Annotated in this window: 12 protein-coding genes; 3 read left to right on the top strand and 9 right to left on the bottom strand. The window is 70.5% G+C overall.

Features of this window, described 5'->3' with window-relative positions; all coding sequences use genetic code 11:
• Positions 1-41 precede the first annotated feature (41 nt).
• Genes NR798_RS41925 through NR798_RS41905 form a run of 5 tightly spaced genes read right to left on the bottom strand, consistent with a single transcriptional unit; the run spans position 42 to position 7273 of the window.
• A complete protein-coding gene (locus tag NR798_RS41925) occupies positions 42-4268 on the bottom strand; it encodes a pilus assembly protein PilY (RefSeq protein ID WP_375768206.1) in 4227 nt (1408 codons plus the stop codon).
• A 27-nt stretch (positions 4269-4295) separates the two neighbouring features.
• Complete coding sequence (locus NR798_RS41920) at positions 4296-4784, bottom strand: hypothetical protein (RefSeq protein WP_375768205.1); 489 nt, start codon at positions 4782-4784, stop codon at positions 4296-4298.
• A gap of 4 nt (positions 4785-4788) precedes the next feature.
• Positions 4789-6012: a PilW family protein gene (locus NR798_RS41915; RefSeq protein ID WP_375768204.1), complete on the bottom strand. Its 1224-nt coding sequence runs from the start codon at positions 6010-6012 to the stop codon at positions 4789-4791.
• Between the two features lie 2 nt (positions 6013-6014).
• Positions 6015-6593 carry a prepilin-type N-terminal cleavage/methylation domain-containing protein gene (locus NR798_RS41910; RefSeq protein ID WP_375768203.1) on the bottom strand — a complete coding sequence of 193 codons (579 nt, stop codon included), beginning with the start codon at positions 6591-6593 and terminating at the stop codon, positions 6015-6017.
• A gap of 14 nt (positions 6594-6607) precedes the next feature.
• Positions 6608-7273 (bottom strand): Tfp pilus assembly protein FimT/FimU, encoded by a 666-nt coding sequence (locus NR798_RS41905; RefSeq protein ID WP_375768202.1) that lies wholly within the window; start codon positions 7271-7273, stop codon positions 6608-6610.
• 365 nt (positions 7274-7638) lie between these two features.
• Between NR798_RS41905 and NR798_RS41900 the strand changes: the two genes are divergently transcribed.
• On the top strand, positions 7639-8847 hold the full coding sequence (locus tag NR798_RS41900; RefSeq protein ID WP_375768201.1) for a cytochrome P450: 1209 nt from the start codon (positions 7639-7641) through the stop codon (positions 8845-8847).
• A 61-nt stretch (positions 8848-8908) separates the two neighbouring features.
• Here NR798_RS41900 and NR798_RS41895 read toward each other — a convergent pair whose 3' ends face one another.
• Together NR798_RS41895 and NR798_RS41890 are read right to left on the bottom strand one after the other, a co-directional pair.
• Positions 8909-9415, bottom strand: a complete 507-nt coding sequence (locus NR798_RS41895; RefSeq protein ID WP_375768200.1) for a DUF1993 family protein — start codon at positions 9413-9415, stop codon at positions 8909-8911.
• An 83-nt stretch (positions 9416-9498) separates the two neighbouring features.
• Complete coding sequence (locus NR798_RS41890; protein ID WP_375768199.1) at positions 9499-11109, bottom strand: hypothetical protein; 1611 nt, start codon at positions 11107-11109, stop codon at positions 9499-9501.
• Positions 11110-11259: 150 nt separating this feature from the next.
• On the opposite strand from NR798_RS41890, the gene NR798_RS41885 reads away from it, so the two are divergent.
• Both NR798_RS41885 and NR798_RS41880 read left to right on the top strand, forming a co-directional pair.
• Positions 11260-11454 (top strand): hypothetical protein, encoded by a 195-nt coding sequence (locus tag NR798_RS41885; RefSeq protein WP_375768198.1) that lies wholly within the window; start codon positions 11260-11262, stop codon positions 11452-11454.
• A 50-nt stretch (positions 11455-11504) separates the two neighbouring features.
• Entirely contained in the window at positions 11505-11777 is a 273-nt protein-coding gene (locus NR798_RS41880) for a hypothetical protein (protein ID WP_375768197.1), read from the top strand.
• 31 nt (positions 11778-11808) lie between these two features.
• Here the strand turns inward: NR798_RS41880 and NR798_RS41875 are convergent, their stop codons facing one another.
• Both NR798_RS41875 and NR798_RS41870 read right to left on the bottom strand, forming a co-directional pair.
• Positions 11809-12450: a YdeI/OmpD-associated family protein gene (locus NR798_RS41875; RefSeq protein WP_375768196.1), complete on the bottom strand. Its 642-nt coding sequence runs from the start codon at positions 12448-12450 to the stop codon at positions 11809-11811.
• Positions 12447-13088, bottom strand: a complete 642-nt coding sequence (locus NR798_RS41870) for a pentapeptide repeat-containing protein (protein ID WP_375768195.1) — start codon at positions 13086-13088, stop codon at positions 12447-12449. The genes NR798_RS41875 and NR798_RS41870 overlap by 4 nt, the downstream gene beginning before the upstream one ends.
• Positions 13089-13108 lie beyond the last annotated feature (20 nt).

Here is a 13108-nt window from a genome sequence, read left to right as displayed (position 1 = left end):
GTTGCCTACGCCAGCCCCCGCCCGGAATCAATGGTTGCGGGCTACTCGCAGCGTGTGGCCTCGTGCCGGCAGTCATGGCCGGAACGGTCCAGCTCCAGCTGGTAGAGGGACTGGAGGGCCTCGTTCTCCAGGGAGACCCCCACGCGGCGGGGGCCCGTCCCCGGCTCGTTGAGGACGATGTCCACCGTCTCCAGGCTCCGCTGGGGCACGGGGTCGGCCGGGGCGGCCACCACGTCCCGCTGCTCGAAGCGCTTCCAGCTCCGCCCGCCGGAGGTACCCGAGACGGTGGAGAAGCCCTCGGCGCAGCTGGCCGAGCCCCCCACGAAGCCCGCCTGGTAGACGCGCGCGCTGTGGCCCCCGGAGGCGGCGCACATGCCCCCGCCGGCCCCGGGCTCGAAGCTGTTCCACAGCACGCACCCGTTGACGATGGCCGTGCCGCTGCCCGTCTGCTCCCGGGGGGCGCCGTAGCGCACGTACCAGCCCGCCTCCAGCGAGCCGGCCTCCCGGGCCCCCGCCGACACCCGCCCGTCCGAGCCGAACTGGGACACGTCCACCAGGGAGTCCTCGGTGAGCAGGCCGGCCTCGTACGCGGTGGCCTCGGTGCCGGTGTCGAAGGTGCGCGCCTTCTTCACCCCGTAGCTCCAGAAGCCGTAGAAGCGGTGGGAGCTGGTGGCCGGCAGCGGCTTCGTCGCGGCCACGGGCACCCAGTCGTCCTTCGTCGCCCGGCACCCGGCGGCGTCACAGGTGTACTCCAGCCGTCCCGAGGCGCTCGCCGTGCAGCCGTTGGCCGCGCCGTAGTCCCAGGCCAGCGACACCTTCGTCGAGCCGCAGGTGGCCCCCTCCGCCGCCGGGGTGGGGGTGCTCGAGGAGTACGTGTAGTCGGCGTAGGTGGTGCTGGCGCTCCAGAGCGTCGAGCCGGCGCGCTCCACGGTGACGGTCTGACTCGCGCGGCAGCCGAGCTGCGCGCACCCCAGCGGGTTGGAGAGCCGGCACGTCGTCCCGGCGCTCTCCGCGAGGTTGTAGCGGTCTCCGGTGCCGACGAAGGTGCGCAGGAAGCCCGTGTCCGGCTGCACCGTGTTGGACGTCATGTAGCTGAAGGCGGGCCGCACGGTGTCCGGGGCGGGGGCCTTCACCTGGAAGGCGCGGGCGGCGAACCAGTTGCCCACCTTGCCTCCGTCCGCGGGCCGCTCGCCGGGCTGCCAGAAGCGCACCGTCCACACCTGGCCGCCGTAGTCCGCCACCGTCGCGGTGTCGAAGAGCAGATCCCCATCCGGCTTGGAGCTGAGCTCGCCGCCGATGTCCATCATCGCCACGCTGGCCGCGAAGGGGTGGCGCAGGTGCTCGGAGCGCGCGCTGCCGTCGCCGTGGAAGAAGCTCCACAGCGTCTCGCCCGTCTTCATGTCCACCATGGCCAGGCCCCGGCCGCGGCTGAGCGAGCGGTCATACCCGCCGTTGAAGAAGACGACCCACTCCTCGCGGGCCGGCTTGCCCGCCACGCGCCACGGGCCGCCCGGGTCCGCCAGGGCCACCGGGCCGATGGGCGGAGGACGGGGCGCGAAGTGCCCATCGCTCTCGCCCAGCTGGAGCGCGAGCGCGTCACACGGCTGCGGCCACATCCACAGGAAGTCGCCCTTCTGGCTGGGAGGACGGCCCGGCTGTCCCGCGCCCGGGCTGGCCATCAGCGCCGTCACGTCCAGGGCGAAGCGGTGCACCCCGCCCGTGCCCGAGCCCACCACCGCCACGGTGCGGAACTCGCTGGCCTGCTTCTTCCCGTCGGCCACCGCGTCTCCGGCGGCGCCCACCCCGTCCAGCCAGACCTCGCGCACCATGGGCGTGCCGTCCACGAACCAGCCATGCTGGCCCAGCTTGGGCAGCAGCTTGGGCAGCATGTCCGGGGGGATGAAGGCCCAGAGCTCCTCGCCCGTGCCCTCGTCGTGCCGCGGCAGGCCGGTGAGCGGATCCTTCCCCGTGCGGCTGCCGTTGTGGAAGGCGTGCAGCATGCCGCCGTTGGAGCCCACCAGCACCACCCGGTCGCGCTGCTCGTGGCGCGCCACGTACTCGTCATACGCCTCGCGCGTGCGGCCCGTGCTCGTCTCCATGTAGCTCTTCTGCTCCGTGCGGCCCGAGTAGAGCGTCTGCAGGCACTGCGGAGAGAAGCCGCAGAACTCCCGGGGCATGGGCGGGTCCACGCTCTGCGGCGCCGAGTGGAAGATGTCATGCAGCAGGAAGGGCCGGTCGAAGTCGCGCCGCGTCTTGTCGGTGTTGAGCACGTCGGCGCCGCGGTAGTAGCGGATGACGGCGCGGGCGCAGTCGTCCGGGCCCAGCTTCTCGCCGGCCACGGTGCACCCGGCGGCGGTGACGCCCAGGTACTCGCGCAGCGCGGGGGCATTGGCCTCGGTGAAGGCCACCGGCGTGTCGTGCGAGTCCAGCTTCCCGTCCGGCCCACCGCCGGGGCCGCCGTTGTCCACGAGGGTGTAGATGTCGCGCGTCTTCCACCGCTGCGAGGCCACCGCCGAGGGCTTGAGCTTCTGGCCCGCCTCCCAGAAGGGCCTGGCGGGCACGAGCCGGTCCTTCAGCTTCACGAAGTCGCCCACCTCGTTCTCCACGACGGCGTCCCCGTCCATGTCGATGAGGTGCACGTCCTCGCAGTCCTTGTCCTGGTTGAGGTCCGCCGGATCTCCACCCCCGGCGGCGAGCGCCGCCTTGCAGCCGAGCAGCAGCTCCGAGGCGAGCTTGTAGCGGTAGAGGTAGCCGCGCCACGGCTCGTCGCGGTCGCGGCCCGGACGCAGGCGGGGCACCAGCGTGCCGCTCGCCGAGCCCAGCTGCGCGCCGGAGGTGGACGCGGCGGAGAAGGAGGTGGAGCGCCGGTTGACGTTGGCGATGATGTCCTCCAGGGCCTGCTTCAGCCCCGCGCCGTCGTTGGCCTGGTAGTAGAGGCCGCCTCCCACGCGGGCGGCGTTCTTGAGGATGTTGGCGTTGATGCCGAAGCCGATGGCGTGGATGGTGAGGCTCTGCCGGCCGCCGGGGTCGAAGTCCCCCACCGCGGCGCCAGTCTGCAGGTCCTGGGTGGCCAGCAGCTTCGCCACGTCATCCAGCTTGTGCAGCGCGTCCTCCGGGCATGGCTCCGAGGCGGGGCACTCCACCGCGCCGCCGTTGAGCTCCTCGAGGGTGCCGGCGGGCACGTGCTCGTCGGCGCTCGGCTCGCCGTCGGTGACGATGACGATGGAGGTGGCCTGGCAGGCCCAGCACCAGCTGCGCTCCGGGCGCGAGAGGAGCGCGTTCTGGAAGCCGCTCTTGAGGAAGCTGGTGTCGAAGCCGAAGACGTCCGTGTAGACGGCGTTGCTGGAGGAGAAGTACTGCCCGACGTTGAGGAGCGACTCGGCCAGCGGGGTGGCGGCCTTGAAGCGCAGCGCGTCCACGGCGGCCAGGTAGCTGGGGCGCACCGTCTCGAAGGCGCGCGGATCCGCGCTGAGCGCCTCGCACGTGGGGCCCTGCGGCATGGACATGAGCGCGCCGTGCACCGAGTTGTCCGCGTCGAAGTAGCTGATGCCCACGCGCACCTGGCGCATGTCGCGGAGGATGCCCTTGAGGACCGTCTTCGCCGTCACGTACTTGGGCGGGTTGAAGTTGAGGAAGCGGCCCGAGAAGGCATATGTGTAGCGCCTCGGGTCGGTGCCCGGCCGGGAGCCCGTGGCCCCGGGGCGCTTGTAGAAGCCCTTCGTCTGCATGCACGAGAGGCACGCGTTGTAGAGCGTCCGCGTCGGGTCCGCGCTCGCCGGGTGCTGGTAGGCGCAGACCTCCTCCTTCGTGTTCCACTGGGAGGTGGGCGCGTTGAGGTCCTCCCAGAACATGTACGCGTAGAACTTGTCGTCCTGGAAGAGGGAGGGGTGGTCCGCATCCGGTACCGGGTATTTGACGGTGGGGTCCCACCCGTTGGCGGCCTGCATGGCGAGCAGGTCCGGGTTGGAGCAGCCGTCCCCGGCGGCGAAGAAGGCCTCGTGGTTGCCCTCCTGCACCTGGGGCAGCTCGCGCATGGAGGCCGAGGTGTCGATGAGGAAGTGGACGTTGGGCGGCGTGCCCTCGCTCATGAAGAAGCGCTCATCGCCGGTGATGTCCTGGCCGCGAAGGGCCTCGGCGGTGAGCGAGGTGGTGAGCTGACAGCAGGCGGCCTTGCCCGCGGCGTCCTCCGGCGTGGCGGAAGCGGCCAGGGCGGAGGTGAGCAGGAGCGCGGTGGCGGACAGGCGGCGGAGGTGGCTCCGGGCGTTCATGGAATCGATTCCTCGGGGGAGAGGCTGCTACTGAAGGCCGACACGGATGACGAACTCGACCTCGCGCTCGGGGCCGCCCGGGTACTCCTGGCAGAGCGCCGTCACGGAGTACCAATAGGCGCCCTCGGCGGCGTCGCCGAGCGTGTTGCTGATGTCGCGGGCCGCGCCGCGCGAGGCGCCCACCGCGTTGGCGGGCAGCCGCTCCACGTGCGTGAGCGTGGGGGAGGGCGTGGCGCCGGTGAAGTGGCCCGCGCGGATGATGCCGGAGCCGTGCGCGTCATCGAGGTGCACCTGGGCGGTGCTGCCGGGGGTGAGCACCCGCAGCCGTGCCAGGAAGAGGTTGCGCGCCGCCTGGGTGCAGGCCGAGAGCGAGTCCTCGCGCGTCTGGAGGACGGAGGCATTGCGCTCGGTGCCGGTGAAGGAGATGGCGCCCGCCACCAGCAGGGTGACGAGGACGACGACGAGCAGCGCCATCACGAGGGCCATACCGCGGGGGCCGGTGGGACGGGGACTCATGGGCTCAACCTCCTCCCCGGTGCACGGGAGTGAACTGGGAGCGCATCAGCAGGTTCTTGGGAGCGATGGAGCCGCGGAGCACGGCGCGGGAGAAGCCGCCGCCGCGCGGGTCGAAGGCGCTGGCGGGCGTGGTGCCCAGGTTCTCCAGCTGCCGCCAGGTGGGCGTACCGGAGGGGAGCGCGGGGCCCTCGGCACCCGCGGCTCCGGGCGTGAGCACGTCATCGCCCTGGCGCTGCGAGTCGGCGCGGGTGCTGCGCGCCACGAGGGTGAGGCGCACCTGGCGGATGTTGGCCGGGTGCGAGCCGAGGCGCCGGGGCGAGGAGTAGGCGTCCTCCAGGCGCGGCCGCTCCAGCTCGGGCGTGGCGATGTGCCACGTCTCGCCCCAGGGCACGTCGTCGTCCACCCCCACCAGCGGCGGGGGCGTGTCGCCCAGGGTGTTGAGGATGTAGGCCACCTGGAGCTGCTCGATGCCCACCGCGAGGGGCGTGGCATCGGCGCCGTCGATGGCGCCGTCGTCGTTGATGTCCACCCCGCGGTGCAGCATGAGGTAGGGCGTGCTGCTGGCGGTGGCCGGGTTGCCGTCATCATCGAAGGAGGTGACGTAGAAGCTGGAGCGCTCCACCCGCACCACCACCGGGGGTTCCGAGTCGTGGAAGCAGGCCTCGCTCAGCGTGTCCACCTCGCGGAAGAGCGCGCCCGGAGGCCCCGCGGGCGAGTCCACCGGCGCCGGCGTGGTGTCCAGCTTGACGGAGGTGGCCTTGGCGGGGGCCGTCTCGCCCACCGTCACGTAGGCGTAGCGCACGGCGCCGGGGCAGAGCACGAGGAGGATCTCCCCCTTGCGCAGGGGCCGCTGGAGCGGCGCATCCAGGCGCAGGAAGTCGGTGCCCACCGTGGTGGCGCGGCGGCGGAAGTACAGGTCGCGCGCGTGGACGGTGATGCCGTCCGGGTAGCCGACGCCGTGCGCGTTGCTGACGGCGTCGAAGGAGTCATAGGCGAGGATGGCCCGGTCCGGGTCCACGCCGTAGCCCGCGTTGCGCACGTGCCGCTCGACGAAGCCCATGGCCTGCCGCACGCTGGACTGCACCGCGCGGCGGCTCGCGTGCGCCTGGTACTGCGAGGCCTGCGAGACGAAGACGAGGCCGATGCCGGTGAGCACCAGGGCACCGATGGCGGTGCCGACGAGCAGCTCGATGAGGGTGAAGCCGTGAGGACGGCGGGGCGCGCGCATGGTCAGATCTCCGGAATGGCCGCGGCGCCCCGGCCCATGGCCTGGGGGTTGGCCTTCACCGCCCAGACGTTGACCTGCTTGAAGCCGCCCGCCGTGGTGGGGAAGCGCACCATGACGAGGATGCGGCGGGCCTCGGTGTCTCCATCCGCGTTCTTCACGGGGGCCACCCGCCAGGCCACCTCATAGATGGGCTGCGAGCCGGGCCGGGAGCCGGCGCCGTCGGCGCTCACGCTGGCGTGCGCGGCGCCGAGCAGCGGGCGCTCGCCGACGAGGGCCAGCGCGTCCGCCAGCTTCACCCGCCCATCCACCTCGTCGAAGCGGGCGAAGCGCGGGTCCGCCGGGGCGATGGTGCTCTCGGTGGACAGCAGCGTGTGCTCGTAGGGCAGCCGCTCGAAGGCATCCACCAGGTCTCGTGCCACCTTGCTGGCGGTGGACTGGCGCCGGGCGAGCCCGTTCTGCTGGCTGGCCAGCACGTTCATGTGCAGCACGCCGAGCAGGCCGATGGAGAAGATGGCGAGTGCTGCCATGGCCTCGATGAGGCTGAACCCACGGGCGCTTTTCGCGCGGGGAAGCGGAGACATGGTGACGGGTCCTCCTAGTAGATGCGGATGGCGCCGGCGGGAGCGGCGATGACGACCCAGCGGGGCGTGCCGGGCTGGCCGCCGCGTGAATCGGGGGCGAAGGCGATGACGCCCCCGGCGTCCGTGCCGCCGGTCATCAAGCGGACGGTGCCATCGGGAGAGAAGCGGATGACGCCCCGGGCGCCGCCCGTGCCCTCGGAGCAGAAGGTGCAGCCGCCCAGCAGCCGGCCCGAGCCGGACGGGGTGAGCGGGATGGCGGAGAAGGGCGCGGGCAGCGTGCTCAGCTCCGAGCGCGGCGCGCCGAGGTCGAAGAAGCCCAGGCCGCCCTCGTGGGAGAGCCGCAACTGCTCGTGGCGGACGCCGCCCACGCTGGCGGCGTTGAGCACGTCCTCGGCGGCCCAGTTGAAGCTGCCAACGGAGTCGGCGCGCTCGAGCAGGTACACGCCGAACTCGGAGCCGTCGTCATGGAAGACGACGTAATGGGGCACGCCCATGCTGGTGGCGCGCATCTGTGCGGCGGTGTACAGCGCCCCCACCTCGAAGGCGGCATTGCTCACCCGGACGCGGGTGGTGCCGTGGAACACCGCGAGGCTCGCGAGGGTCGCCAGGATGCCAATGATGGCGGCGACGACGAGTGTTTCGACGAGGGTGAAACCAGCGGAGCGGGAACGGGCGGACACGCGGAGGACTCCTTCCGCCCGGCTGCTTGTGCAAAGGCTGGCCCACCCACCCCCCAGGGCAGGGTCTACCTGTGCAAGCCCTTGGAACGAGAGGGAAGTCCGCTACCCCGGGTGACCGGAGGAGTTACTTCGCACTGGCCTTTCTACTGGAACGGAATTTCCCACCTTGTAACCGTTGCACGCCCGCCTGCTCTCGCCTCGGAGGAGTCCGTGTGCTCCCACCAGGTAGGCGCAGGTGTGGGCGTGATGCCGTCGGTCCCGTGACGTGACTGGTCCGCATCCGGACAGAATGAGGTATTTCTGGGGAAACGTTTATCGGGGCTCACGCAGCTCGCGAGCCGTACCACCAGCAGGAAGAACCCATCATGAGTCAGCGGCTGAACCTGATGTCCCCCGCATTCCGTGAGGACCCCTACCCCTTCTACGCGAAGCTGCGGAAGGAAGCCCCCGTGAGCCAGGTGGATCCGAATGGGTTCTGGGCGGTCTCCCGGTATGAGGACATCCTCACGGTGTTCAAGGACCCGGAGCTGTTCTCGTCGTCGGAGCTGCGGATCTCCGCCGAGCCGCCCTGGCTGGGGCGGACCAACCCCGTCTCGGAGGGGATGAACCTCGCGGAGCCGCAACAGCATGCCCGGTTGCGCAGCCTCGTCAGCCGCGCCTTCACCCAGTCCGTGGTGGCCCGCATGGAGCCGTTCGCCCGCGATGTCGCCTCGCGGCTCGTGGACCTGCTGTTCCAGTCGGCGGCGGGGGGGACGGTGGACTTCCTCTCCGAGTTCGCCCTGAGCATGCCGGCCAGTCTCATGGCCCTGCTGCTGGGGGTGGATCCCTCGCTGCAAAAGCAGTTCAAGCGCTGGGCGGACGACCTCAGCGGCGCGGTGCTCGTGGCTCCGGACGATCTGGCGCGGCAGGATGAGGTGCGCCAGACCATGGGCGAGGTGGAGACGTACATCCACAAGCTGCTGGAGCAGCGCCGCGCGAAGCCGGGCATGGATGACCTGGTGACGGATCTCCTCCGGGTCCAGGAGAACGGGGCGGGCCTGACGGACAAGGAGGTCGTGTCCTTCATCGTGCTGCTGCTGGTGGCGGGGCTGGAGACGACCACGTTCCTGCTGGGCCACATCGCGTTGATCCTCGCCAAGAACCCGGAGTGGTTCGACCGCCTGCGCAGCAACGATGTGCTCATCAACCCGTTCATCGAGGAGGTGCTGCGTTACGAGCCCCCGAATCACTGCCAGCTGCGGGTGACCACCCGGGAGACGACGCTGGGCGGTGTGCGGCTGCCCGCCGGGGCACCGGTGCTGCTCCTGTTGGCCTCGGGTCTGCGCGACGAGTCCCACTTCCCGGATGCGGACAAGTTCAATCCGGAGCGGGGCGTCCAGGCCAACCTCGCCTTCGGCCATGGCATCCACTTCTGCCTGGGGGCCCCCCTGGCCCGCATGGAGGCGCGCGTGGCGCTGGACACGATCCTGGCCTCGTTCAGCCGGTTCGAGCTGGCCACCGACAAGGTGCAGTGGATCTACTCCCTGTTCTTCCGGGCGCCCGTGTCCGTCCCCCTGCGGCTCGTCTCCATCTAGCCCGGTCCGCTCCTTCACACGGCCCGCTCCCGGGGTTCCAGGAGCCGGGCCGTGTCCTTCTTCAGCGCACGCCGAGGAAGTCCGCCTTGCCGATGTCCAGCCCGTTGTGGCGGAGGATCGCGTAGGCGGTGGTGAGGTGGAAATAGAAGTTGGGCAGCACGTAGGTGAGCAGGTAGGGCTGGCCCTTGAAGCGGGTCTCCTGGCCGCGCATCTTCAGGACGACGTCGCGCTCCTCGGTTCCGTCGATCTGCGCCGCGTTCACCGACTTCAGGAAGGCGATCGTCTTGGCGATGCGCTCCTTCAGCTCGGGGAAGGTGCTCTCCGTGTCGGGGAAGCTGGGGGGATCGATTCCCGCCAGCCGCGCGGCGCAGCCCTTGGCCATGTCGCTGGCGACCTGCACCTGGAAGGACAGCGGGCGCATGTCGGGGGCCAGCCGGGCGTTGATGAGCACGGACGGGTCGATCTTCTTCGTCTCGGCATAGGCGGCGGCCTTGTCGAGGATGACCGACAGGTTGCCCATCATGTGGATGAAGACGGGGATGGAGGCCTGATACATGGACAGGGACATGGGGTGGCTCCGGTAGGGAAGGGAAAGGCCGCCCTGGTATGTGGTCCGGGCGGTGGCCTGTCAACGAGAAGGAGCCGCGTCCGTCAGGGCTCCGAGGCGTCCGCTTCGTGCACCCGGCTCGCCTGGAGCTGGAGGAGGGCGCGGGCGAGGGGCTTGGGGACGTCGAAGTCCACGACGGCGGCCGAGCCCTCGGCCCGGGTGGTCCAGGTGATGAGCTGACCGCGCAGGCCCTCGCGCGTGCGCAGCTGGAGGGGGAAGGGGAGGTGCCCACCCGTGGAGAGGTACGCGTCCACGGCGGCGTTGAGGTCGAACATGCCGGAGAAGCTCGAGGAGAGGGTTCCGTCGTCGGGGAGCTTGAGGAGGGCGGGGAGGCGGCGCTTGCTGTCCTCGGCGGCGATGATGCGCACCGTAGTGCCCGACTCCACGAAGTCGACCGTGAACTTGCTGCCCGGGAAGGTCAGCCGGGTGACGCGGGCCCCCGAGGCGCCGTAGGTGCTCAGCTCGAGGCCCTCCTTGTGCTGGCCCGGCTTCCGGTCGAGCGCATTCAGCTTCTCCACCAGGGCGGCCACCCGCTCCGTGAAGCCGGCGGGGCTCCGGTACTGGTTGACCTGGTGGTAGAGCAGCTTCCCCTTGGAGGGCTCCACCGCGATGGAGAGGGCGTCGGCGGACCAGAAGAGCGTGAAGGCCTCCCGGAGCACCTCGCGCACCTGTTCGACGTCGACGCTGGTGCCCCGCTCATCGGTGAAGAGGTTGTCCTTCTCGGCGGCGTTCATGAACTGCTCCGTCACGCCCTGCATCCATTGCGAGGACTCGGCGGAGGCGTAGGCGATGTCGACGCGGCCGATGGCCGCGCGGGGGAAGGCGGGCTTGGGGAGCGGTGAGATCTCTCCCGGGGCGAGCGGCTCCAGCTCGACGCGCAGGCGCAGGCCGGTGCCGGCGTCCAGGAAGGTGAGGCGCACGCGGTCCAGCAGCTTCTCGTAGATGCGCGTTCCCATGCTGCGGCCGAGCGCCGAGACATGGTCTTCCTTGGCGGGCTTCTCGCCGTCGTTCTGGGTGAGGATCCGGTAGAACGAGGAGGGGTCCGTCTTGCGCCAGCGGGCGAGGTCCACATCGATCTCGGCGAGCACGCCGGGAGCGGCGAGGCGATCCTCGTCGGCTTGCGGATCGTACCCGGTGATGTCCGCCTGGGTATGGGGGCCCAGGACGAGGAAGCCCGGGGGGCGGCGGAAGAACACGCCCTTGATGCGGACGGTGTCGTTGGAGTCCGGGAGCGGCCTGGCCCCGCGGGAGGTGAAGGCCTCCAGCGGCGCGGCGTCCGGGTGGACGGGGAAGATCATGTGGCCGCTGGCCTCGGTGGAGCCGGGCTCGCCAGCGCCCATCCGCATCCCGAGCGAGCCCGTGCCGCGCAGGCCCCCCGGGCCGATGAAGCCGAAGGTCCGCTCGAGGTGCTCACGCTGGAGGACGCGAGGCAGCGGAACGTGCAGCTCCGCGAAGCTGGCCTCGACGCGCTCCAGGGGCCCGGTCATCAGGGTGAGGTAGGCCCAGGGGGACTCCGGGGGCCTGGCGGACTCCGGGGGCCTGGCGGACGCGGCGGTCCTCGAGGGCTCCTGGGCGAGCGCCGGCGTTGCGCCGAGCAGGAGGAGCGAAGTCCACAGGACGGCGGTACGAGGGGCGCGAAGCGGCGAACGGAACATGAGAAGGAGCCTTTCGGTGGGGCACCACCCACGGGGCCATCGTAGACGCTCCGGTGGACGCGGGGCAGGGGGGCACCGGGCAGCTGCGGGTAGAGAACAATCACAGAGCCCCGCGCATCCCTCTACCCCTGGGGAACAAGAGGTGTGCCCATGCCAACCGATGCCAGGGATCCCCGGATCCCCGCGCGCGACCTGTTCGAGCAGCTCCGTGACTATGGTCTCGATCCGAATCAGCTCATCCACGTTGCCTCCGAGCTGATCGCGCTCATCACCTGCTCGATCAGGGAGTCCGGTGGCTCTGACGATTCCCCCGAGCCGCGCCTGCCGGCCGATGGCTCGCACTGAGCATCACAAATCCGGGTCCGCCCTCTGTCTTTCTAGAGGAGTCGAGCTTCATGAGGACCGATGCCAGAGGCCCCCGGATCATCGCGCGCAGCATCTTTCGACAGCTTCTGACCGAGGGTTACAGCTCGCAGGAGCTCATTGGCGTCGCCTCCGAGTTGATCGAGCTCATCACGAGCTCGCTCCAGGACGCCAGGCTGGCGGGCGAGCTCGCGGTGTCCGTGTCGAACGACAGTCACAACTCCGCCGAGACCCCCCCGGCTGTCCGGAGGAGGGGCCTGCATCTGCACCGGCCGGAGGTCCGGGAGAGACGGGAGGTGGGATGAGGCCGGGCCCGGGAGCCTGCCGGGTGGGGTCTCAGGGATGCAGCTTCTCGTGCCGGGCGAGCATCTCGACGAACTGGGCGATGCGCCGGGCGCGGGTCTCGGCCTTCTTCGCGGTGTGAACCCGGAACAGCACGGCGTAGCGGTTGGCCGAGTCGAGCGTGGAGAAGAACGCGGCGGCGCGGGGGTTGGTGGCGAGGGCGGCCGACAGGTCCTCGGGCACGGCGGCGCGGCTCGGCGAGTCGTAGGCCGCCTCCCAGCGTCCGTCCTGCTTCGCGCGCTCGACCTGCTCGAGCCCTGGCGGCTTCATCTCGCCCGCCGCGATGAGCGCCAGCGCCTTGTCGCGATTGATCTTCGACCAGATGCTCTTGGGGCCGCGGGGCGTGAACTTCTGGAGCCACGCCGTGTCGTCGTGGCTGTTCTTCTGGCCGTCGATCCACCCCCAGGCGAGCGCCACCTCGAGCGCCTCCGCGTAGGTGACCGACGCGATGCCGGACGCCTTCTTGGCGAGCTTCAGCCACACGCCGCGCGAGGACGCATGGTGCGAGGCGAGCCAGTCCCCCCAGTCGCGGGGACGGGCGAAGGCGATGATCGGAAGCTCCTCCGCGGGTGCCTTCTTCGCCGTGGTCTTCTTCACCGTGGCCTTCTTCACCGTGGCCTTCTTCGCGGGGCTCATGAGCGGGACCTCTTGCGGCTGGGGCGTTCACCCGCGTCGTCGTTGAAGCCCGAGACGCGCATTCCAAGCGACTGGGCCAGGAGCACGGCCGTCTCGACGGGCACGAGGGTGCCCTTGACGCGGTTGTTCGCCGGATCGAGGAAGGCGCCCACCGCGGTGGAGAAGTCCGTCTTGGTGAGGTTGCACCCCCGGAAGTTGCTGCCCGTGAGGTCCGTCCCGGAGAAGTCCGCTTCCGTCAGGTCGAGGTCGAAGAAGTTCGCCTCCAGGGCGGAGCAGCGCCGGAAGGCGGTCCGCCGCAGGCTGAGGCCGACGAAGGACGTGTAGCGCAGGACGCAGGTGTCGAACTCCACCTCGGGGTTGGGCGACACCGTCGTCCAGTCGATGCCCATCAGCTTGGAGCCCTCGAAGCGCACCCCCCTCAGCCCCGTGTACTGGAGCAGGGCGCGGCTGAGGTCGCAGCCGGTGAAGACACAGGACTCGAGCTTGCTCTCCTTCCAGCGGCTCTCCTGCAACTGGCACCGCAGGAAGGTGCACCGGTAGAACTCCTTCTGGCCGAGATCGGCTCCCTGGAGGTCCAGGTCCGTGAACGTCTCATTCTCGAAGGCGTCCTCCGCCGCGAGCCGCTGGGCTGCATCCATGGGCCCATCCTAGGGAGGGC

It is taken from the genome of Archangium gephyra (assembly GCF_042230915.1).
Lineage (GTDB): Bacteria > Myxococcota > Myxococcia > Myxococcales > Myxococcaceae > Archangium > Archangium gephyra_B.
This window is presented reverse-complemented; position numbering and strand designations above follow the sequence as displayed.